General features: G+C 75.1%; 19 protein-coding genes and 1 pseudogene. 11 read left to right on the top strand and 9 right to left on the bottom strand.

Annotation, left to right across the window (positions count from 1 at the left end):
- The first annotated feature begins 197 nt into the window (after positions 1-197).
- The 3 genes from ACFWOG_RS03905 to ACFWOG_RS03895 all read left to right on the top strand — a co-directional run bounded on the left by ACFWOG_RS03905 (position 198) and on the right by ACFWOG_RS03895 (position 2,846).
- Positions 198-1,463 (top strand): MFS transporter, encoded by a 1,266-nt coding sequence (locus ACFWOG_RS03905; protein ID WP_380354449.1) that lies wholly within the window; start codon positions 198-200, stop codon positions 1,461-1,463.
- Between the two features lie 217 nt (positions 1,464-1,680).
- Positions 1,681-2,487: a TIGR04222 domain-containing membrane protein gene (locus ACFWOG_RS03900; RefSeq protein ID WP_380354446.1), complete on the top strand. Its 807-nt coding sequence runs from the start codon at positions 1,681-1,683 to the stop codon at positions 2,485-2,487.
- Positions 2,488-2,639: 152 nt separating this feature from the next.
- Positions 2,640-2,846: a hypothetical protein gene (locus ACFWOG_RS03895; protein ID WP_329878039.1), complete on the top strand. Its 207-nt coding sequence runs from the start codon at positions 2,640-2,642 to the stop codon at positions 2,844-2,846.
- A gap of 102 nt (positions 2,847-2,948) precedes the next feature.
- On the opposite strand, the gene ACFWOG_RS03890 is transcribed toward ACFWOG_RS03895, so the two are convergent.
- The 3 genes from ACFWOG_RS03890 to ACFWOG_RS03880 form a co-directional block, all read right to left on the bottom strand.
- Entirely contained in the window at positions 2,949-3,764 is an 816-nt protein-coding gene (locus tag ACFWOG_RS03890; RefSeq protein ID WP_380354443.1) for a class I SAM-dependent methyltransferase, read from the bottom strand.
- A gap of 141 nt (positions 3,765-3,905) precedes the next feature.
- Positions 3,906-4,043 carry a hypothetical protein gene (locus ACFWOG_RS03885; RefSeq protein ID WP_380354440.1) on the bottom strand — a complete coding sequence of 46 codons (138 nt, stop codon included), beginning with the start codon at positions 4,041-4,043 and terminating at the stop codon, positions 3,906-3,908.
- Positions 4,044-4,288: 245 nt separating this feature from the next.
- Positions 4,289-4,408, bottom strand: coding sequence for a twin-arginine translocation signal domain-containing protein (locus ACFWOG_RS03880; RefSeq protein ID WP_380354437.1), 120 nt, complete (start codon positions 4,406-4,408; stop codon positions 4,289-4,291).
- Between the two features lie 446 nt (positions 4,409-4,854).
- On the opposite strand from ACFWOG_RS03880, the gene ACFWOG_RS03875 reads away from it, so the two are divergent.
- The 4 genes and pseudogenes from ACFWOG_RS03875 (at position 4,855) to ACFWOG_RS03860 (ending at position 7,952) form a co-directional block, all read left to right on the top strand.
- Positions 4,855-5,796 (top strand): NAD-dependent protein deacetylase, encoded by a 942-nt coding sequence (locus tag ACFWOG_RS03875; RefSeq protein ID WP_380354434.1) that lies wholly within the window; start codon positions 4,855-4,857, stop codon positions 5,794-5,796.
- 365 nt (positions 5,797-6,161) lie between these two features.
- Positions 6,162-6,324 (top strand): annotated as a pseudogene (locus ACFWOG_RS03870) (glyoxalase/bleomycin resistance/dioxygenase family protein); the annotation flags it as partial.
- 198 nt (positions 6,325-6,522) lie between these two features.
- A complete protein-coding gene (locus ACFWOG_RS03865) occupies positions 6,523-7,224 on the top strand; it encodes a copper homeostasis protein CutC (protein ID WP_380354431.1) in 702 nt (233 codons plus the stop codon).
- Positions 7,221-7,952, top strand: coding sequence for a response regulator transcription factor (locus ACFWOG_RS03860; protein WP_380354428.1), 732 nt, complete (start codon positions 7,221-7,223; stop codon positions 7,950-7,952). The genes ACFWOG_RS03865 and ACFWOG_RS03860 overlap by 4 nt, the downstream gene beginning before the upstream one ends.
- Here the strand turns inward: ACFWOG_RS03860 and ACFWOG_RS03855 are convergent.
- The 5 genes from ACFWOG_RS03855 to ACFWOG_RS03835 all read right to left on the bottom strand — a co-directional run bounded on the left by ACFWOG_RS03855 (position 7,904) and on the right by ACFWOG_RS03835 (position 14,584).
- Complete coding sequence (locus ACFWOG_RS03855) at positions 7,904-8,848, bottom strand: NAD-dependent epimerase/dehydratase family protein (RefSeq protein WP_355408446.1); 945 nt, start codon at positions 8,846-8,848, stop codon at positions 7,904-7,906. The genes ACFWOG_RS03860 and ACFWOG_RS03855 overlap by 49 nt on opposite strands.
- A gap of 1 nt (position 8,849) precedes the next feature.
- A complete protein-coding gene (locus ACFWOG_RS03850; RefSeq protein WP_329947701.1) occupies positions 8,850-10,253 on the bottom strand; it encodes a UDP-glucose/GDP-mannose dehydrogenase family protein in 1,404 nt (467 codons plus the stop codon).
- 139 nt (positions 10,254-10,392) lie between these two features.
- Positions 10,393-11,541, bottom strand: a complete 1,149-nt coding sequence (locus ACFWOG_RS03845; protein ID WP_380354425.1) for a Gfo/Idh/MocA family protein — start codon at positions 11,539-11,541, stop codon at positions 10,393-10,395.
- Positions 11,542-11,546: 5 nt separating this feature from the next.
- Complete coding sequence (locus ACFWOG_RS03840) at positions 11,547-12,461, bottom strand: protein phosphatase 2C domain-containing protein (protein WP_380354422.1); 915 nt, start codon at positions 12,459-12,461, stop codon at positions 11,547-11,549.
- Positions 12,458-14,584: a hypothetical protein gene (locus tag ACFWOG_RS03835; protein ID WP_380354419.1), complete on the bottom strand. Its 2,127-nt coding sequence runs from the start codon at positions 14,582-14,584 to the stop codon at positions 12,458-12,460. The genes ACFWOG_RS03840 and ACFWOG_RS03835 overlap by 4 nt, the downstream gene beginning before the upstream one ends.
- A gap of 555 nt (positions 14,585-15,139) precedes the next feature.
- On the opposite strand from ACFWOG_RS03835, the gene ACFWOG_RS03830 reads away from it, so the two are divergent.
- From ACFWOG_RS03830 to ACFWOG_RS03820, 3 genes are all read left to right on the top strand, one after another.
- Positions 15,140-16,390: an MFS transporter gene (locus ACFWOG_RS03830; RefSeq protein WP_380354417.1), complete on the top strand. Its 1,251-nt coding sequence runs from the start codon at positions 15,140-15,142 to the stop codon at positions 16,388-16,390.
- Positions 16,387-16,965, top strand: coding sequence for a VOC family protein (locus ACFWOG_RS03825; RefSeq protein WP_380354415.1), 579 nt, complete (start codon positions 16,387-16,389; stop codon positions 16,963-16,965). The genes ACFWOG_RS03830 and ACFWOG_RS03825 overlap by 4 nt, the downstream gene beginning before the upstream one ends.
- Positions 16,966-17,316: 351 nt before the next feature.
- Positions 17,317-18,039 (top strand): alpha/beta hydrolase, encoded by a 723-nt coding sequence (locus ACFWOG_RS03820; protein ID WP_329947706.1) that lies wholly within the window; start codon positions 17,317-17,319, stop codon positions 18,037-18,039.
- 246 nt (positions 18,040-18,285) lie between these two features.
- Here ACFWOG_RS03820 and ACFWOG_RS03815 read toward each other — a convergent pair whose 3' ends face one another.
- The gene (locus ACFWOG_RS03815; protein ID WP_380354412.1) at positions 18,286-19,020 is read right to left on the bottom strand and encodes an SDR family oxidoreductase; all 735 of its coding nucleotides are present in this window, start codon (positions 19,018-19,020) and stop codon (positions 18,286-18,288) included.
- Positions 19,021-19,091: 71 nt separating this feature from the next.
- Here ACFWOG_RS03815 and ACFWOG_RS03810 point away from each other — a divergent pair, with 71 nt between their 5' ends.
- The gene (locus tag ACFWOG_RS03810; protein ID WP_380354409.1) at positions 19,092-20,057 is read left to right on the top strand and encodes a LysR family transcriptional regulator; all 966 of its coding nucleotides are present in this window, start codon (positions 19,092-19,094) and stop codon (positions 20,055-20,057) included.
- Positions 20,058-20,164: the final 107 nt, after the last annotated feature.

Here is a 20,164-nt window from a genome sequence, read left to right as displayed (position 1 = left end):
CGGGGACTCCTCTCGGCGCGCGCCGGTCGCCCGGAGCACGGATACGGCGGATACGGCGGATGTGACGGATTCGGCGGATGTGACGGATGTGGGATGTGCGGACGTGACGGCGGGCGAATCGATCGATGAGCCCGACTCATGGAAGCGTGAGTGATCCGTCCTTGTTCCCACCTGCGCCGACGCGTTGGCTGGGACGCATGGCAGAGCACTCCCTGACACCGACCGCCGCCCCGCGGCCGCCCTTCCCGCCCTCGTCCTCGTCGCTCCCCTCCGCCCCGGTCGCGCGCCCGCCGGGCGGGTGGCCGGCCGTCCTCGCGGTGGCCGCCGCGACCTTCGCCGTCGTCACCTCCGAGATGCTGCCCGTCGCGCTCCTCTCCCCGATCGGCGGCGCGATGGACGTCACCGAGGGCACCGCCGGACTGACGCTCACCGTCACCGGGCTGGTGGCCGCCGTCTCCGCCCCGCCGCTCACGTCCGCGCTCGGCCGGTGGGACCGCAGGCGGGCGCTCTGCGTGCTGCTGGTCCTGCTGGGGGCCGCCAACCTGCTGGCGGCGTGGGCGCCGGTGTTCGCGGTCATGGTCGCGGCCCGGGTCCTGGTCGGACTGGCGATGGGCGGTGTCTGGTCGCTCGCCGCCGGGGTGGCGGTCCGGCTGGTGCCGCGCGCCTCGGCCGGGCCGGCCACCGCGACGGCCTTCAGCGGCGTCGCGCTCGCCTCGGTCCTCGGCGTCCCCGCGGGCGCCTTCCTCGGCGGGTCGGCCGGCTGGCGGGCGGCCTTCGCCGTGCTCGGAGGTCTGGCGCTGCTCGTCGCCGCAGCCGTGGCGCTGCTGGTCCCGCCGCTGCCCGCCGAACGCGCGCTCGGCCTGGGCGGGGTCCTGCGGCTGGCGGCCGTCCCCGGGGTGCGGACCGGGCTGATCGTCGTCGCCCTCCTGGTGACCGGGCACTTCGCCGCGTACACCTACGTGAGTCCCGTCCTCGAAGAGGTGTCGGGTGCCTCGGCCGGGCAGGTCGGCGTGCTGCTGCTGGTCTACGGGGCCGGGGGGATCGTGGGCAACTTCGTGGCCGGCGCCGTCGTGGGCCGCGGTGTGCGGGCGTCGGCGGCCGGGATCGGTGCGGCGCTCGCCGTCAGCGTCCTGGCGCTGCCCGTGGTCGGCAGGGGCGTGCCGGGCGCGGTCGTCCTGGTGGCACTCTGGGGCCTCGCGTACGGGGGCGTGTCGGTGACCACGCAGACCTGGCTCACCCGGGCCGCCCCCGACGCGACCGAGGGCGCGTCGGCGCTGTTCGTCGCGGTCTTCAACGCGGCCATCGCCCTGGGCGCCCTGGCCGGCGGGCGGATCGTCGACGGCCTCGGCCCGGCGGCCGTGATGTGGCTCGGCGGCGTCCTCGCCGCGGCGGCCCTGCTGGCCGCCGCCCTCCTCCCCGGTCCGTCCACCGTTCCCGGTCCGCCCGCCCCTCCCCGCGGGTGACGAGCGGGGGCGCGGGCGGACGGCTCCGGTCCCGCCGGACTCCGGGGCCGTGCAACCGCCCGGGTCGCTGCCGGGTTCCGACACCCGGGCGCCGGGACCTTGCGGGCAGGGCGGACCGGGCGGGCCGGGGTTGTCGGAGGCCGCCCGTAGGCTGGGGGCGCCGCCGGAAGCGCGGTCAGGGGAACGGTCGGTCGAACGGGTCGGGGGAGGGAGCGCGGTGGAACCCGGACTGTCGCTCTACGAGCTGGCGTTCGTCGCCGGCGAGGCGGAACGCGTCGTGGACACCGCCCTGGTGCGGATGCACCGGGAGGGGCGACTGGTCGTCGACGTGGAGGCGGCGTGGGTCACCGTCGTCGATCCGCGCCCGACCGACGACGTGGAGGCCGCGCTGCTCGCGGCCGTCGGGCGGGACCTCCGCCGCCCAGTGGGGGAGGTCCGTGCGGCGGTGCGCCACCACCCCTCCCTGGTGGCCGTCGGACGCGGACCGGACTTCAGGCGGCTGACGGGCCGGGGCGAGGGAATCCGGCTGCTGGCCGGCTGCCTGACGCTGGTACTGCTCTTCGTCCTCTTCCTGGGACTTCTGTCGGCCGCGATCGCCTGTGCAGGTGTGGTCGTCTTCTCGTCGGTGGGGGAGGGACCGGTCCTGGCACCGCTGGTGGCCGTGGTCGTCCTCCTGGTGCTGATGTACCTGCTGGTCCGCTTCGCCACCTGGGTGTCCGACCGGACCGCGGACCGGTCCACCGCGCGACTGCCGCGGCGGGCCCGACGCCTGCTGGCGGCGCTGGCCGCAGGCGCGGAGGTACCTGCGGCGTGGCGGCCGGCGCCGGAGGCCTGGACGCCGAGCGGGCCGACCGTACCGGGGTCGGTCGCGCTCGACGGCCTGCGGTCCTCGGCCCTGGACCCCCGGTGGGCGGCGGCGTTCCGGGGGTGGCCGGCCGGGGAACCGACGAAACGGGAGCGGGCACCCGGGCCCGGGCCCGCGCCCGGGTGGGAGCCGGCCCCGGCTCCGGATGGCGCAACCTGACTCACCCTCAGGAGGTAACTTCTCACCCGTTCGCACCGTTCGGCTTGCGAGAATCCCGCCCTTTCCACGTTCGTGTGCAAACGTGTCTCCGCCCGGACCCGTCCGGGTTGGCGGAAGCCAGCTACTGAACCCTTGACCAAGGAGAACCTGAGATGTCGGTTCGTGGAAATCTCCGCAAGTTCGCCGTGATCGCGACCGTCGCCGCTGCGGCTGCCGTCGTCACGCCGACCGTCGCGGTGGCGCACGGCGGGGGCCACCAGCCCTCCGCGCAGTCGGGCCTCCAGGCCGGCAACGCCGCGGTCGGCCTCGTCGGTCCGCGCGCCAACTGGCTGCAGTGGTTCGACCGGAGCAACGGCTGATCCACCCCCGCGCCCCGGAGCTCCGGCTCCGGGGCGTTTTCCTTTGCCCGAAGCCCCGAAGCCCTCTGTGGCTCGGGCGGTTCGGGCGGTTCGGGGGTGCGCCTACTCGGGCTTCGTGGCGCGGAGCGAGTACATCAGCGGGACGCGCGGCCGGCCCTCGGGGAAGCGGTAGCCCGCGTTCTGCTCCAGGACGGGGAACCGGGCGAACAGCGTGTAGTCGTACTCGTGCAGGAACTCCAGGCGGAGTCCGGCGGCGGTGAGGGCGCTGATGACCTTCCCGAGACCGTGCTGCCACTCGACCGTCACGTTCGCGGTCGTCGCGGCGTTCTGCTCGGCGTAGGTGCCGGGCTCGTCCCAGACGGTCGGCCCGTCGTGGAAGTAGTCCAGCTCGACGGTCCGGCCGTCCTCGGCGAGGGTGTCGCCGAACGGGTGGAACTCGGCGAGGTAGAGGAAGCCGCCCGGGGTCACGAGGGAGGCCGCCGTCCGCGCCCAGCGCTCGATGTCCGGGAGCCAGCACAGGGCGCCCAGGCCGGTGTAGACGATGTCGAAGGTCTGCGCGTCGAGCACGTCGACGGCGTCGTACACGTCGGCGGTGACGAACCGGGCCGTGGCGGCGCCGATCCGGTTCGCGACGTCCCTCGCGACGGCGACGGCCGGTTCGGAGAAGTCGAGGCCGGTGACGGTGGCTCCGCGTCGGGCCCACGCCAGGGTGTCCAGGCCGATGTGGCACTGGAGATGGACCAGGGTCTTGCCGTCGACGTCACCGACCTCGTCCAGTTCGAAGTCCCGCAGCCCGCCCTTGCCGGCGACGAAGCCGGGGATGTCGTAGAACTCGCTGGCGGCGTGGATCGGGACGCGCTCGTCCCAGTTCGCGCGGTTGGTCGCGCGCCAGTCGGTCGGTGCCGGAGTCTTGGTCATGACAGGCACGCTAGTCAGCGGTCGGAGCGGTGCTCAAGCCGTTTTGTGCCGTCCGGCCGAATCGCCCCGCCGGGCCCCGTCCGGCCCGCCGCGTCGGGGCGGCCCGGTCGGCGCCCGGTCGGCGCCCGGCCTCGTGCGGGCTCAGCCCAGGGTGACGGTGAGGACGTCCTCCTCCCGGCTGATGTGGTCGATCGCGATCTCCCCGGTGGCGCCGTCGTAGGCCCCGGTGCCTCCCGTGACCGCGAACGTGTGGGACCACTGCCTGGGCGCCGTGAGCACCTCGGTCAGCGCGGGCAGCGGGCGGGGAAAGGCGGTGGCGGCCGTGAGCGTCCCGTCGGTCAGGCGGAGGACCAGGGTGGCGATGACGAGGGCCCCGTCCGTCCCGACCGTGACGGGCAGGCAGTGGGCGCTCTCGGTGCCGGCCGGACTCCCCTCCGCGTCCAGGAGTTCGTAGTGGACGAAGTACGGCGTGCCGGTGGTGAGGACGTCCGGGATGTTGGCCGAGGCGCGTCTGCCGGTCAGCGTCAGGGTGCGGGCCCGTCGGGCCGCGCGGGCCGGCCGGCCAGGCCGACGGTCGCGCCCGCGCCGACGGCTGCCGCCGATGCCATGCGCAGGGCGTTCCTGCGGTTGAGGGGGGTCGTCATGTCGTGGGTACCTCGTGTTCTCGGGGTGCGCAGGCCCCGGGGCCCGTACGTTCGGGCGCTCCGGTGCCCGTACGGTCCCCGGGCCGGCGCGGTGCCGGGTCCGCGCGGCGGCGCGGACCCGGGCGAGGGGGCGCGCGGGCCGGTGAGCGGGCGGCCCGCAGCCTCCTCGGACATGCGCCTGCCTTCCCGCTCCGGGGTGCGCCTACCGTCGTCCACGGGGGATTCCCCCGGACGGCGGAGGCCACCGCGGTCCGGCGACGGTCCGCGGCGCGCTCACCACCGCCCCGCCCACCGTGGACGGCACCGCTCGCGGCGCCGGGTCGGTCGTGTCCGGAGTGGCGACCGTGACCGCCCGGCGCCGACCCCGTGCCACCCGGCGCGGGGACCGGCCGTCCCGTATCGGCCGAACCGGGGCACCCGCGGGCACCGCGCGTTAGGCTGCCCGCATGAGCAGCGGCGACCACGAGCACCGCGTCGGGCCGGCGGGAGTCGTCGGGACCGCGGCGGGCGGGAACGCGGCCGAAGGACACAGCGCACTCCCGTCGTTGGACCGGCTCGCCGGTCTGCTGGTGGCGGGTGGCGTCGCCGTCCTCAGCGGCGCCGGCCTGTCCACCGAGTCGGGGATCCCCGACTACCGGGGTCCGACGGGCAGCCTGCGCCGCCACACCCCGATGACCTACCAGGACTTCCTGGCCGCCGAAGGGAACCGGCGGCGCTACTGGGCGCGCAGCCACCTCGGGTGGCGGACCATCGTCGGGGCCCGTCCCAACGCGGGCCACCACGCGGTGCAGCGGCTGCGCCGGGCGGGGCTCGTCTCCGGGGTCATCACCCAGAACGTCGACGGCCTGCACCGGGCGGCAGGCACGACGGACGCCGTCGAGCTGCACGGCTCGCTCGACCGGGTGGTCTGCCTGGACTGCGGGCGGACGACCCCGCGCGAGCGCCTGGACCAGCGCCTGCACGCCCTCAACCGCGCCTTCCCCGCCCAGGTCCGGGCCCTGGCCGAGACCGTGCCGGCCAACCCCGACGGGGACGCCGACCTGCCCGCCGAGCTGGCGCAGTCCTTCCGGATCGCCCCCTGCGAGGTGTGCGGCGGAGTCCTCAAGCCCGATGTGGTCTTCTTCGGCGAGAACGTGCCCGTGCCCCGGGTCCAGCACTGCTACGACCTGGTCGACGACGCCCGCGCGCTGCTCGTCCTCGGGTCCTCCCTGAGCGTCCTGTCGGGCCTGCGTTTCGCCCGTCGCGCCGCCCGCGCCGGCAAGCCCGTCGCCATCGTCAACCAGGGGCCCACCCGCGCCGACGACCTCGCCGCCGTACGGGCCGACCTCCCGCTCGGTGCCGCACTGGCCACCCTGGCCGACCGGCTCGGGGCGCCTGTGGCGCCCTGACGTCCCCCGTCCCGGCGCGGCGCGTGGCCGGGCTGGGCCCGTCGGAGGACCCTGCGGAGTGTTGCGCCCGCCCGGCCCGGGGCGGTCCGCGCACAGTGCGTCATGACCTTCACCCGGACCACGGCGCTCACCGCCGCCGTGCTGACCGTCGCGGCCGTGACCGCCGCCGTTCTCCCACCCGCCCCGCAGGCCGTCGCGGGTGCACCCCCGGCGGCGCGCGCCTGCGTCCGCTCCGATCCCGCCGGTGACGCCCGGGCCCGCGCTGGAGAAGATCACCGGCACGCGCCTCGACCATCTCCTCCGAGAGCGGGTCACCGGCCCGCTCGGCCTGGTGCGCCGGGGACACCCTGGTCGGGGAGACCGTCATGTCCCGTGTTCGGCTCGCTCCGTGTGCGTCGCCGATCTCGAAGGCTCCGCCGCCTTCTGCTCCAAGTTTGTCGGTGCCGGGCCGGCCAGGCGCCGCCCCGGCTACGCGAACTTCGCCGCGCCGAGCCCCCGCTCAAGCTCGTCCTCGTCGAGGGCGAGCCCGCGTTTGGGGCTTGCCGGCCCGGGGGGGGGCATGGCGCATTCGATCCCAGATCTCTGGGATCGAACCGCCCTTCGTACCCGCCTACGGTGAGGGATGTCCGCCTGCGCGAAGTCCCGGCGCCCGCCCGGTGATTCTGTTATGCGGACACGACAGCCCGGTCGGAGGCGCTGTGAGATCATTCCGGTATGTCTAGACCAATGCTTGAAGTGATCGCGTTGGACGCGGGGGACGCCCGGGCTGCCGAGCACGGGGGTGCGGATCGAATCGAACTGGTTAGTGACATGGCGAGGTGGGGGCTGACGCCGTCGGCGGAGACGGTGCGGGAGGTGCGCGCGGCGGTCGACCTGCCGGTGCGCGTGATGGTGCGCGAGGCGGACGGCTTCGCCGCGGGCGAGGTTCAGGTACTGCGGGACCGGGCCCGGGAACTGCTGCGTGCCGGGGCGGAGGAGTTCGTCCTCGGGTTCCTGACGCCCGACGGCGCGGTGGACCTGCCGGCCGTCGAGGCCGTGCTGGAGGTGCTGGACGGGCGTCCGTGGACCTTCCACAAGGCGATCGACTTCGCCGCCGACCGATCGGCGGCCTGGGCGGCACTGTCCGGGCTTCCCGGGCTCGACGCGGTGCTCAGTTCGGGGGGCCGGGAGGGCGTCGCTGAGGGCCTCACCACCCTGCTCGCCGAACACCGGGCGCTGGCCGGGCGCGGTGCCCCCGGCGAGCGCGGGGCCGTGCCCCGGCTGATCGCCGGGGGGACGCTGCGCGAACCGGAGGCGGCGCCGTTGCTCGCGGGCGGTGTGAACGCCTTCCACGTCGGCACCCGGGCCCGCCCGCAGGGCAGTTGGGACCACCCCGTCGACCCTGCTGCGGTCCGGGTGTGGGCCGAGTTGCTGGGGGGCGCGTCGTGACCGAGCCGGGCGGGCCCGCCACCCCTCCCGGGCGCGGAGCCGCCCTCGCGGTGACGGTGGTCGCCGAGGGCGAGATGCACCGTCACGGGATCGCCGGCATGCTCCGCGCCCTGCCCCTGGTGGGGGAGGTGACCACCAAGCCGCACGACCGGATCGGTTCGCCCGTCGAACTCTGGCGGGCCGACGTGGTCGTCCTGGTCTGCGCCGAGGAGGTCGCCCCGTGGGCCCGGGCGGTGTTCGCCACCCCGCGCGGTGAGGCCCGGCTGCTCGTCCTGCTCGGCGCCAACGCCGCACGGGAGCCGGGATCCTGGGCCACCGCCCGGGTCGACGGCTTCCTGCCGCTGGAGCAGCTGACCACCGCCGTCCTGGAGGATTCGCTGCGCCGGCTGGTGCTCCGCCGCCTGCCGGCGCCCGGCCGGGTCCGAACCGGTCCGCGGGTGCCGGACCAGCGCGGCGGCCTGCCGGGGGTGGCCGGCGGGGCGCTGACCGGGCGGGAGCGGCAGACCCTCGGGCTGCTCGTCGAGGGGTTGAGCAACAAGGAGATCGCCGCCCGGCTGGGCATCTCGGTGCACGGCGCGAAACGCCACGTCACCATGGTGCTGGCCAAACTGAACTGTCCCAACCGGACGTTGGCGGTGGCGATCGCCCTGCGCTACGGGATCGTCGACCCCGTCGGTGCTCAGGAGACCGGCACCGGCCCCCGGGTGGCGACGAACTCGGCGATGTAGTCGGGCAGGGAGATCCTTGGCTCCCAGCCGAGCTCCCGTGCCAGGGAGTTGTCCGCCCGGCCGCCGACCCGCTCACCTCTGCGGGCCGTCACCATCTCGATCTCGGTCCCGAACATCCGGGCCACGTCGACCAGTCGGTGCTCCTCGCCCCGGCCCAGCAGGTAGCCGTCCCCGGAGCCGCGCTCCGCGCACAGCAGCAGCCCCTCGACGATGTCGTCGATGTGCGTGAAGTCGCGGCTCTGGGTGCCCGGTTCGACCACCGTCAACGGCAGGCCGGCCCGGAACTGCTCCTCGAAGATGCCGATCACCGTCGCGTAGGAGCCGGTGGCGATCTGGCCGGGCCCGTAGACGTTGTAGAAGTACGTGATCACGTGGTCCAGGCCGAACCACTGCGCGGTGTTGCGGATGTACTCGATGTTCTTGGCCTTGGTCCAGGCGTACGGGTTGAGGTGCTCGTCCCGGCCGTCGTTGCCGAACTTCGAACTGGACGCCGCGTACACCAGCTTGGCGCCGTGCAGACGGCAGAGCCGGACCACCTCCTTGGTGCCGCGCAGGTTGAACTCCCATACGCGGTCCGGTTCTTCGAAGGACTGCGGAATGCGGGAGTATTCGCCGAGGTGGTACACCACGGCCGGCGGGGGCAGGCTCCGATCGGTCCACAGGGTGACCACGTCGGCCGTGTCGCCGTGCAGGTAACGCACGTTCGGGTGGTCCACGTGACGCTCGGGCGTACCCGTGAAGTAGTTGTCCACCGAGACGATCCGCGCCGAGGGGTCGGTCGCCACCAGGCTGCCGATCAGCCTGCCGCCGACGAAGCCGGCCCCTCCGGTCACCAGGATCGTCCGTTCTGCGGGCCGTCCGGTCATCAGGCCCTCCTCCTTCCGGTCACCGGCCATCTCAGGCCGCCTCCTTCCAACCCAGGCCGCGGTACGTCCAGCCGGCCGCGTGCCACGCCTGGCGGTCCAGGCAGTTGCGGCCGTCGATCACGAGGCGCCCGCTGACCAGCGGCGCCAGCGCGGCCGGGTCGGCGGTGCGGAACTCCGCCCACTCGGTGAGCACGCAGAGCAGGTCGGCGTCCGCGCAGGCCGCCTCCAGGCTCTCCGCGTAGGCGAGTTCGGGGTGGCTACGACGCGCGTTCTCCCGGCCGAGCGGGTCGTAGACCCGCACCAGCGCACCGGCGCCGTGCAGCATCCGCGCCACCGCCAGCGCGGGCGCGTCGCGCACGTCGTCCGAGTCGGGCTTGAAGGTCGCGCCGAGGACGGCGATCCGGCTGCCCGCGAGCTCCGGTCCGGCCGGGCCGGCGGTGCGGTCCAGCAGCTCCCCCGCGAGCTGCAGAACCCGCTCGCGGCGGCGCTGGTTGATCAGGTCGACCTCGTGCAGGAACCGCACCGCGGCACCCGCCCCGAGCTGGTGCGCACGCGCCTGCAGGGCGCGGATGTCCTTGGGCAGGCAGCCGCCGCCGAATCCCACCCCGGCCCGCAGGAACTCGGGTCCGATCCGGGAGTCGTGGCCCAGCGCCCGGGCGAGCGCGGCGACGTCCGCCCCGGACGCCTCGCACAGTTCGGCCATCGCGTTGATGAACGAGATCTTGGTGGCGAGGAAGGCGTTGGCGGCCGTCTTGACCAGCTCGGCGGTGGCGAAGTCGGTCTCCAGGACGGGGATCTCCCGGCCCTCGCGGGCGGCCAGCTCGTGCACGCCGTCGTGCACCCGGGCAAGGGTCTCGCGAGCCCAGTCACCGCGCGCGCCGACCACGATCCGGTCCGGGCGCAGCACGTCGTCGACGGCGTGCCCCTCCTGGAGGAACTCCGGGCACCAGGCGACCTCGGGGTCGGCGTCGTCGGGTGCGTGCTTGCGCAGCAGCCGCTCGATCCACTCGGCGGTGCCGACCGGCACGGTGGACTTGCCGACCACCAGGGCCCGGCCGTGCAGGTGCGGGGCCAGCGTGCGCACCGCGGCGGCGACCTGGTCGAGGTCGGCGCCGGTGCCGTCCGGCCGCTGCGGGGTGCCGACGCACAGGAAGTGCACGTCGGCCCCGGCGGCCGCGACGGCGGGGTCGGTGGTGAACTCCAGCCGCCCGGAGGCCAGTCCGCGCCGGACCAGCTCGGTGAGGCCGGGCTCGTGGAAGGGCACCGTGCCGGCGTTGAGGGCGGCGACCTTCGCGGTGTCGACGTCCAGGCCGATCACGCGGTGGCCGAGCTCGGCGTAGCAGGCGGCGTAGGTGGTGCCGAGGTAGCCGGTCCCGAGGAAGGACAGCCCCGGCCGGTCGTGTACGGAATGGTCGGGAGGCATGGGTCTGGTCATTGCTCCTCACTGCTCCTGATCGCTGCTCGTGGTGCGAGGGATGAGAGTGGTGTGGGTCGTGCGTGCCGTGCTTGTGCGGGTTGTGCGGGTTGTGCCGCGCGGCGTGCTGCGGTGCCGCGGTCGGGAGTCGCGGTCCTGCTCACCGGGCCCAGGGCATCGGTGGGACGGGCGCGAAGGTGGTGGTGGGACGGATGACGGCGCCGGGTCCCGCCCCGGAGATCGCCAGGGTGAGTTCCAGGACGTGCAGGGCGTGGTCCAGCGGCAACCCGGTCGGGCGTGATCCGCCTGCGGCGACGGCGAGTTCGGCCACCCCGCGGGCGAAGTCCATGTCGTGGGTGCCGGGGTAGCGGAAGGGGCGCGCGGGGCCCTCGGCGGGCGGCACGGTCTCCGGGACGCCGTCCGGGTGCCGGCGGACGGTGACCGGCGAGTCGTACTGCCAGGAGTCGGCGACGGTCAGCAGGCCGTCGTCGCCGATCACCCGCAGCGAGTAGTCCTTGGGCGCGTGGATGCTGGTGGTGAGCCGGGCCGTCACCCCGCTCTCGAACGAGAGGACGGCGAGCGAGAAGTCCGGTGCGAGCGGAGTCCCGGGTGGGACATGGGGGTTGGGGGCGAGGAGGGTGGCGAAGGCGGTGAGCTCGCGAACCGGGCCGAAGAAGGCGGTCAGCCAGGTCAGCCAGTAGCCGGCGTGCTCCACGGTGCACCCCGTCTCGAACTCGTCGAGGTAGGGCCAGGGCGACCCGGACGGGCTGATCCACTCGTGGAACGGCATCCGCAGGATCGGACCGTCGTCCAGTTCGGCGTAGACCAGCCGGGGCGTCCCGATGCGGCCCTCGCGCAGGGCGCGCCACGCCGTCTGCGCGGCGGTGCCGAGCAGCCCGCACGGCGCCGAGGCCAGCCGGAGGCCGCGCCCGGTGGCGAGTTCGACCAGCTCACGGGCCCGTTCGAGGTCGGTGGCCAGCGGCTTCTCGACGTAGACGTGTTTGCCGGCCAGCAGGGCGGCGCGGGTCACCTCGTAGTGGCTCTCGGGGTTGGTGAGGTTGACCACGGCGTCGACGGCCGGGTCGGCGAGCAGCGCGTCGAGGCTGCGGTAGCCGGGGACGCGGTGGTGGGCGGTGAAGGCGGCGGTCCGCGCCGGGTCGCGGTCGTGGACGCCGGTCAGGCGGAGGGACGGGTGGTTGGGCAGGGTCGCCGCGTAGAGGTCGGCGACGTAGCCGCAGCCGACGAAGGCGACACCGAACGGCGCGGTGCCGTCCTGGTGGTCCTGGAGGTCGAGGCGGTCCTCGGGCACGGGGTTCACTCCGTTCCCCGGCCGCTGCCGTCGGTCGCGGTGGCGCTCGTGCGGGTGCCGGGCTCGGTGACCGCTTCGCCGCCGTCGGCCCGGCCGTCGCTGCCGCTCTCCGCGCGGGCGTGGTCGCCGGTGCGGTGGTAGCGGTCGTCGCGCTCGAAGCGGCAGAGCACCGCGGTGGCGTCGTCCTGGTGCTTGCCGGGGAACCGGCCGGGCGCGGTGCGCAGTTCGGCGGTCCGCACCCGTTCGACCAACTGCACCGGGCCCTCGGCCTCCAGCAGGTCGAGCAGGTCCGGCCAGGAGCAGTCGTAGCGCTCGACCAGGCGGGCCGCGCCGTCGGTGAGCAGCGCGGCGGCGGAGAGCGACGCCACCGGATGGCGTCCGACCAGGGCCTGCCGGGCCGCCTCCGGCCTGGGGCCGGCCACCCAGAACCCGCCGGGCCGGTTGCGGTGGCGGCGGAGTTCGGCCCAGGGCAGGTGGATCAGGCGCTCCAACCGGTCGTCGGTGACCGCGTGGACGGCGCCGGAGTGCTCGCGCAGCGCCACCGTGGAGTCGCCGAGCACCAGGTGTTCGACCGTGTCGCCGGTGAGCCGGAGCAGGGCGAGGGTGGCGGTCGGGCTGCACGGGTTGTCGAGGTCGCAGGTCCGGCCGTGTTCGGTGGCGAGGTCGGTGAGCGCGTCGTGGAGGAGTTCGCGCGGGGGCTGGCGTGCGTCGGGGTCGTGCAGCAGGCCGCGGGCGAGTCGGGTCCCGACCTCGGCAACCAGCCACCGTACGTCGTGGCCGCAGCCGGTGCTGGCCCCGGGTTCGGCGGTCGCGCCGTCGATGACCAGGGCGAAGTGCGGTCCGGTGAGGACCAGGTCCTCGTTGGCGCCGCCGGGGGAGGGGATGCTGGCGGCCTCGGTGGAGAACGGGACGGTGCTCATCGGCCGCCCCCGGTCGCGTCGTCGGCGTGCGCCGCGGTCGCGGGACCGGATTCCGCGGCGGAAGCGGGCTCGGCGAGCGGCCCGGGGCCGGACCGTCGCGCGGTGCGGGGGCGGGGCTCGGCCTCGTAGGCCAGCCACTGGGACCAGGCGCGAAGGCCGTCCGCGAGCTCCGTCCGGGGCCGCCGGCCGAGCACGGCGACGACGTCCTCCGGTCCACCGGCCCGACGGTCGTCCGAGCCGTTCGTCTCGGCGCCCGGCGCCCCGACCGCCCCGGTCACCTCGACCGGGACCGGGCGGACCGCGGCGGAGGCCGCCTCCGCGAGGTCGGCCACGCTCATCGGCCGTACGCCGCGGACGTCCACCTGGCCCTCGGCGGGCGGCAGGCGCAGCGCCCGGTCCACCGCCTCGGCCAGGTCGTCGACGAAGACCGGCCGCCAGCGCCGGCCCGGCTGGTCGGGGATCCGGATCGGCCGGGCCAGCAGCGATCCGCGTACGGCCTGCTCCAGCACCGAGCCCGACTGGATGCCCGGCCCGTAGACCAGGTCGTGCCGGAGCACCGTCGCGCCCGGCACCGGTCCGAGGGGCGCCGCTCCGGCCGCGTCGACGAGCAGCACCACCGTCCCGACACCGGCCTCCTCGGCGGCTGCGAGGGTGACCCCCGCGGCCGTCGCCCGGTGCACCGGATCGTCGGCGAGCACCTGGAGGACGGCGGCGGCACCGGACAGCCCGGCGCCGGGCTCCGCGTGCCGGACGCCGGGGTACTCCGGGCCCTGCCCGCCCCACAGGGTGACGTCCCACTCCCCGTCGGCGAGTGCGCGGGCCAGGGCCGCCGCCAGCTCGGAGCCGTCCGCGTCGCGCACGTCCTGCGCGCCGTGGACGTCGGCCGCGTGGGCCACGCCGGCCACGGCTGCCGGGACGGCCGCCGGGGCGGCGGGAGCGGTCGGGGCCGTCGGCTGCGCCCCGGGGCCGGACACGACGACGCGACGCGCCCGGGCCGGGCGGGCGGGGCCGCCCCCCGGCGGCGCGGGGCCGAGCCGGGCGCCGGCGGCGAGCCCTTCCGCGTACCCGGAGCGCGCCAGGTCCAGGAGCCCGGGGCGCAGCCTGACGAGGTCGTCGTCGCCGAACCGGGTGCAGAGCCCGCCGGCGCCGAGCGTGGCGAGCGCCGACTCGGCGAGCGCGCCGTCGGGGCCGGCCGCCGCCCCGGTCCGGGTGGCCGTCACCACGCCCATCAGCAGGGCGGTCTGCCAGTGGGCGAGCAGCGCGGGCCGGTCGACCTCGGCCAGGACGACGTCCCGGCCCGGAGCCGGTTCGGCGAGCAGGTCGTCGAGGCGCTTGGCGGTGTCCTGCGCGTCGAGGCCCAGCCGGCTCAGGTAGCGGTGGGCTTCGATGCCGGCCCAGCCGCCGTCGCCGAGCCGGGTGGCGACCTGGGCCCGGCCGTGCTTGAAGAACGGGATCGCGTCCAACTGCGCCAGACCGCCGTCGAGTTCCCACGACGCGCCGGGCGCGACCGGCGCGAAGCAGGCCGCACGCCGAGGCCCGTGGCCGCCGTTGGCGTGCATGCTCGGCACGTCCGCGTGGTCGGCGAGGTTCGGCGCGGAGAGGTACGTCGGCACCCCGTGCTCGCGCAGGTAGCGGCTCATGACCACGTCGTCGGCCCAGGTCGCGCCGTGCTCGCGGGCGTACGCGCCGAACCCGGCGGCGACCGGGGCGGGCAGCAGCAGGACCACGGTCGGGGTGTACTCGCCGGTGGCGGGGGCCCAGCGGTGTCCGGAGAGCACGGCCAGGCGGACGGCGGCGGCGTTGCGCGACTGCCAGTGCGTGTAGAAGGACAGGGCGGCGTCGGGCGCGGCCTCGGCGGCGGCGCGCACGTGGTCGAAGAAGCCGGGGGTGAGCACCGCGTCGTCCTGGAGCACGAGGTGGTGGGTCGAGCCGGCCGGGACGGAGGACCAGGCCGCCACGGCGGTGCGCAGTCCGGTCGGCGGGCCGTCCGGCTCCGGGTCGAGCACCAGGTCCAGTTCCTCCGGCCGGCAGCGGCCGATCAACTCCCGTGCCAGGTCTGCCCGGCGCGGGTGCGTCATCACCGCCCCGCTGACCCGGACCCTGCCGCTGTGCACCGTGTCCATCCCCGAGCTCCCCTCCGTCGACGCCGGCGGGCTGTTCCCACCGGGCCGTTTCCGTGCCGGACCGTTCGCGTGCCGTTCGCGTGCCGTGCCGTGCTTTCGCCGTGCCCCTGACGAGACTTCGCCGCGTTCGCGTCGTGTTCGCGCCGTGTTCGTGCCACGGCGGTACCGCGGACGTCGGCCGCCTTCTCGCGCTCTCGTGCCCCGGGCGTGCCGCGCCCGTCGTGTGCCGCCGATGCGGCGCGACGCCGTGCGGCGCGCCGGCACCGTCGTCGCGGTCGGCGCCGTTCCGTCGTCGTTCCGTCGTCGTGCAGGGCGCCGCCCGCCGGTGCTCCGGAGCCGCTCGCCGACGTGCGGCGTCAGCCCCCCGGCCGTTCGGCGCCGCCCGACCGGTCCCGGCCGCATCGGCGTCGGCACCGGGCGTCGTGCCGGAGTCGTGATGCTGACACGCCGTCGGCCCGTTGCGGCATGGCCGGATGCGGCGCACGGCCGGGGTACCCGGTCGGGTACCACAGCCGCGTACAGACGTTCCGCCCGGCGTAGCGCTAACTTCGGCCAATGCCTCGACTGACCAGGGACGCCACCACGTGGCTCCTCTACGCGCAGATCGCCGCGTACGGGTACTTCGTCTTCGGATTCGGCCCGCTCGTGCCCCTGTTGCGCGACGAGCAGCACACCAGCCGCTTCGTCGCGAGCCTGCACGGCACCGCCTTCTCGCTGGCGATGCTGCTCTGCGCGCCGCTGTTCCCGCGCCTCGTGGCCCGGTTCGGCCGCAGCCGGACGCTCTGGGGCGCGATGGGCGGGGTGGCCGTCGGCTCCCTGCTGCTCGCCCTGGCGCACGGCACCGTCCAGACGCTCGGCGCGACGCTGCTGACGGCCTTCTTCGGCTGTGTGGCGCTGACCGCGATCTGGCCCTCGCTGAGCGACCACCACGGTGCGGCGGGGCCGGCCGCCATCAGCGAGGCGAACGCGGCGATGTCCGGGATCGGGCTGCTGGCGCCGCTGATCGTCGGGGCCTCGGTGAGCGCCGACCTCGGTTGGCGGCCCGGTATCGCGGTGACCGCCGTCCTCGTGCTGGCGGTCGTGCTGCTCGGCCGGCTGCTGCGCCACCGGCTGCCCTCGGGTCACCCGGTGGCGGACGCGACGACGTCGAAGGGCCGGTCCGCCGGTGGACCGGCCGACCGGACCCCCGCCCCCGCCGTGACCGGGCGCGGTGACCCCCGGCTCTTCCTGGCCGCCCTCGGCGTGATCGTCGCGGTGGCGGGCGTCGAGGTCTGCCTGACCCAGTGGCAGTCCGACTACCTGCGCGAACACGCCGGGGTGAGTGCCGCCGGCGCGACCGCCGCCGGCGCGGCCCTGGTCGTCGGGATCTTCGTCGGGCGACTGCTCGGCGCCCGGTTCACGCTGCGCTTCCCCGCCGGGGCGGTCCTGCTCGGCTCGCTCGCGTTCTCGGCCGTCGGCTTCGCGCTGTTCTGGGCCTCGACGGCACCCGCCGTCGCGGTCGCCGGCCTGGTGGTCTGCGGCCTGGGGATGGCCCTGCAGTTCCCGATGGCCATCGTGCTGGTCCTGGACACCGCCACCAACGGGCCCGACGCCGCCTCCAGCCGGATGGGCTACGCCTCGGGGACGGCCTTCGGGGCCGCCCCGATGCTGCTGGCCGCGCTCTCCGACCGGATCAGTCCCGGCGCCGGGTTCCTGCTGGTTCCGCTGCTGCTGGCCGGCGCGGCCGTCCTGACCGTGCTGATCCTGCGCGCCGGTGTCCCGGCCGCCGCGCCGGCCCCTACCACCACCCCGGAGCTCCAGCCGTGACCACGACCGACCCCCTGACGCGCGCGTTGCCCGGGCTGCTGGGCGCTCACCACGCCGCCTACACCGTCCCCGACCTGGACGAGGCGGTCGAGTTCTTCACCGGCGTCGTCGGCGCCACCGAGGTCTACCGGGCCGGGCCGGTGGAGGACGACGGCGACTGGATGGCCCGCCACCTGAACGTCCACCCGCGGGCCCGGGCCATGGTCGCGGTGGTCCGCCTGCCCGACGGACTGGAGCTGGAACTCTTCGAGTACGAGGCGCCGGACCAGCGCCGTGTCCAGCCGGCCAACAGCGACTGGGGCGGTCACCACCTCGCCCTGCGCGTCGCCGACGTGGACGCGGCCGCCGCGTACCTGCGCGCCCGTGGCGTGCGGGTCCTCGCCGACCCGCAGACCATCCACGCCGCCCACCCGGTGGCCGGCACCCGCTGGGTCTACGTCCTCACCCCCTGGGGCATGCACCTGGAGCTGTACGCCCCCGGCCCGTCCCGCGCGCCGGACGACGCCGTACCCGGTGCCGTACCCGGTGCCGGTGCCGGTGCCGGTGCCGGTGCCCTGGACCAGGGCCGGGCGTGAGCCCGGTCAGGGCTTCGACTCTCCGCTTCGACGCCGACGAACACCGCCGGTTCTGCGGGTTCCCCGACCGTGCCACCGCCACCCTCGTCGAGCAGACGCCCGAGGCCCCGGCACGATGACCGGGAAGGCTCGGCGGAGCGCGCCGGCTCCGTGGCATCCGGCCGTGGAGCCTCCGCGAAAACCTGTTGGCGGACGACTGCGACCACTGCTACGTTTCCGGAGGCCGTGCGAGAGACCGAGGAGGTGGTACCCGTGAACGCAGGATCGACATGGGTGCTCCTTTCCGGGGTCATGGTCGGGCGATAGGTCGCCCGGGAGCGCCGTTCACGAGCACTCCCGAAAGGCACGACCATGCGTTTCACTTCCGAGCAGCGCCTCGACGACGGCGTCCTCGAACGCGAATTCACCCTCGGGGAGATCCCCGGCACCCTGTGGACCCCTGAATCGGCGGCACCGCTGCCGCTGATCCTGATGGCCCACAACAACGGCCTGCCCAAGAGCGCGTCCCGGCTGGTGGCCCGGGCCCGGCACTCCGCGGCGCACGGCTACGCGGTGGCCTCCATCGACGCCCCGGGGTGCGGTGACCGGCCCCGCTCCGCCGCCGACGACCGGGCCCGGGCCGACATCCGCCGGGCGGTGCAGGCCGGCGAGCCGGTCGACGAGATCTTCGAATCCTTCATCGGCCCACTGGTCGAGAGGGCGGTCCCGGAGTGGCGGACCACCCTGGACGCCCTCCTCGCTCTGCCCGGGATCGGCGGCCCGGTCGGGTACTCGGGGTGGACGGCCGTCGGCATCCGGCTGGCGGCGGTCGAGCCGCGCATCGCGGCGGCCGGGTTCTTCGCCGGGGGCTACGTGCCCCGCGCCCAGCGCGAGGAAGCCCGGCAGGTCACCGTCCCGCTGCTCTTCCTGCTGCAGTGGGACGACGAGGGGAACCCCCGGCAGCGGGCCCTGGACCTGTTCGACGCGTTCGGCGCCGAGGAGAAGACGCTGCACTCCAACCTGGGCGGGCACACCGGCACGCCCTGGTTCGAGGTGGAGGACGGGGTCCGGTTCTTCGGCCGGCACCTGAAGTGAGGCCGGGCCGCCGAGCCGTCGGCAGACGGTAGGCGGTGGACGGCGCCGGTACCCGCCGAGATCCCGGCGGGTACCGGCGACCGCTGGCCCAAGGGGGTCCGGTGGCCCCGGGGGCCCGGGGGCGTGTATCGAAGGCCCCGAGCCGGAGGGCGCGGTGAAGCCCGCCGGGGAGATCCGCTCCTCCGGCGTCGCCGTCACCCTCGTCGTCCACGAGCAACAAGCAGACCGGCCGCGGGCGGCACGGTCTCACCAGGGAATCGGCCCGTCCTCGGCGAAGAAGGCGCCCGTCGGGCCGTCCTCGCCCGCCGTCGCCAGGTCGACCGCCACGGCCGCGCCCTCCTCCGCCGTGCGTATCCCGGTGTGGCGGTTGAGGTCGGTCGCGCAGTAGCCGGGACTCACCGCGTTGACCAGGATCCCTTCGGCGCGCAGTTCACCGGCGTAGAGCACGGTGATCGCGTTCAGCGCGCTCTTCGAGGTGCAGTAAGGGAGGAGGACCGAGGAGTAGGAGGACCACGGGCTGTCCGGGTCGGCCAGGTGGGTGAGGGAGCCGAGTTCGCTGGACATGTTGACGATGCGTGCGGCGGCGGAGCGGCGGAGCAGGGGGAGCATGGCGTGGGTCACCGCGATGACGCCGAACACGTTGGTCTCGTAAACCTGCCGGACGGTGGCGGCCGGGGTCTCACTCGGCTTCTGCGGTCCGGCGGCGATCGCGGCGTTGTTGACGAGGATGTCGAGGCGACCGAACGTGGCGTCGATGTGCTTGGCGGCGGCCTGGACCGAGGTCTCGTCGGTGACGTCCAGCGGAACGAACCGAACGTCGGCGCCGCCCGCGCGAAGCTCCTCGGCCGCAGCCTCGCCACGCTCGGCGTTGCGGGCGCCGATCAGCACGGTGATGCCGCGGGCTGCGAGCCTGCGCGCCGTCTCCTTGCCGATGCCCTTGTTCGCGCCGGTGATCAGAGCAGTCTTCTGCGAAGTCGTCATGGCACCCAGCCTCCCCTCACCCAGGGGCGGCAGGGAAAGACCAGAAGACTCTGGATCTATAGTCCACAGATATGAGTGAGCTAGAGGTGCGGGAGCTGAGGTACTTCGTCGCGGTCGCCGAGGAACTGAACTTCAGCCGGGCCGCGCAACGTCTGGGGATGGCGCAGCCCCCGCTGTCGAAGGCGATCGCTCAGATGGAGTCCCGGCTCGGGGTACGCCTGCTGGAGCGCACCACCCGGCAGGTGAGGCTGACCAACGCCGGTCAGGTGCTTCTCGACCAGGCGCGGATCGCGGTCGACGCGGTGCACGCGGCGGCCCGGCGAGCACGCCGGGCCGGTCAGCCGACACCCCAGCTCGTCGTGGCGGTCAAACCGGGAGGCGACGCCGGGCTGCTGCGGGAGATCCTCGCCGCCTACCGGGGAACGGGTTCGCATCTGCCGCCGCCTGAAGTCGTCGTCGGCGGCAGCGGTGAGCCGATCGCCATGCTGCGGGACGGCCGTGCCGACGTAGCGCTGCTCCGCAGCCCGTTCGACGGTCAGGGACTGGACTCCCAGACGCTCGTGGTCGAGCCGCGACTGGCCGTCCTCCCCGCCGCGCACCGCCTGGCCGGACGCCGGCGACTGCGGTTGGCCGACCTCAGGGGCGAACCGATCCCGCGCTGGAAGGGGGCCGCCCCCTCCACCACCGCCTACTACACAGGAGGCGACGGAGCGGAAGCGGGCGACGGCCACCCAGGCCCGGCGCCGGCTGACACTCCTGAGGGGCCGCTCGTGGCCAGCGTCGAGCAACTCCTGGAGGTGGTCGCGCTGGGGCAGGCGGTGGCGTTCCTGTCCCGCTCCACCACCGAGCGGCACCAGCGCCCGGACATCGCATACCGGCCGGTCACCGGCCTCAGCCCCAGCGCGGTCGTGGTCGCCTGGCCGGAGACCTCGCGATCCGCAGCCGTCGCCGCCTTCGTCCGAGCCGCCCACGACGTCGCCACCCACCACCCCGACCACATGACCGTGCCGCGGCCGGCCCGGCCCGCCGGGCGGTGACGGAGGCCGGGACGAGCAGTGCCGGCAACTCACCGTCGGCCGGCGGGTGCAGGCGGAACCCCGCCTCCGGCGCCGCCAGTACGGCCCGCACGTCCAGCGCGGCGCCT

The organism is Kitasatospora sp. NPDC058406 (genome assembly GCF_042722765.1).
Classification (GTDB): Bacteria; Actinomycetota; Actinomycetes; order Streptomycetales; family Streptomycetaceae; genus Kitasatospora.
This window is presented reverse-complemented; position numbering and strand designations above follow the sequence as displayed.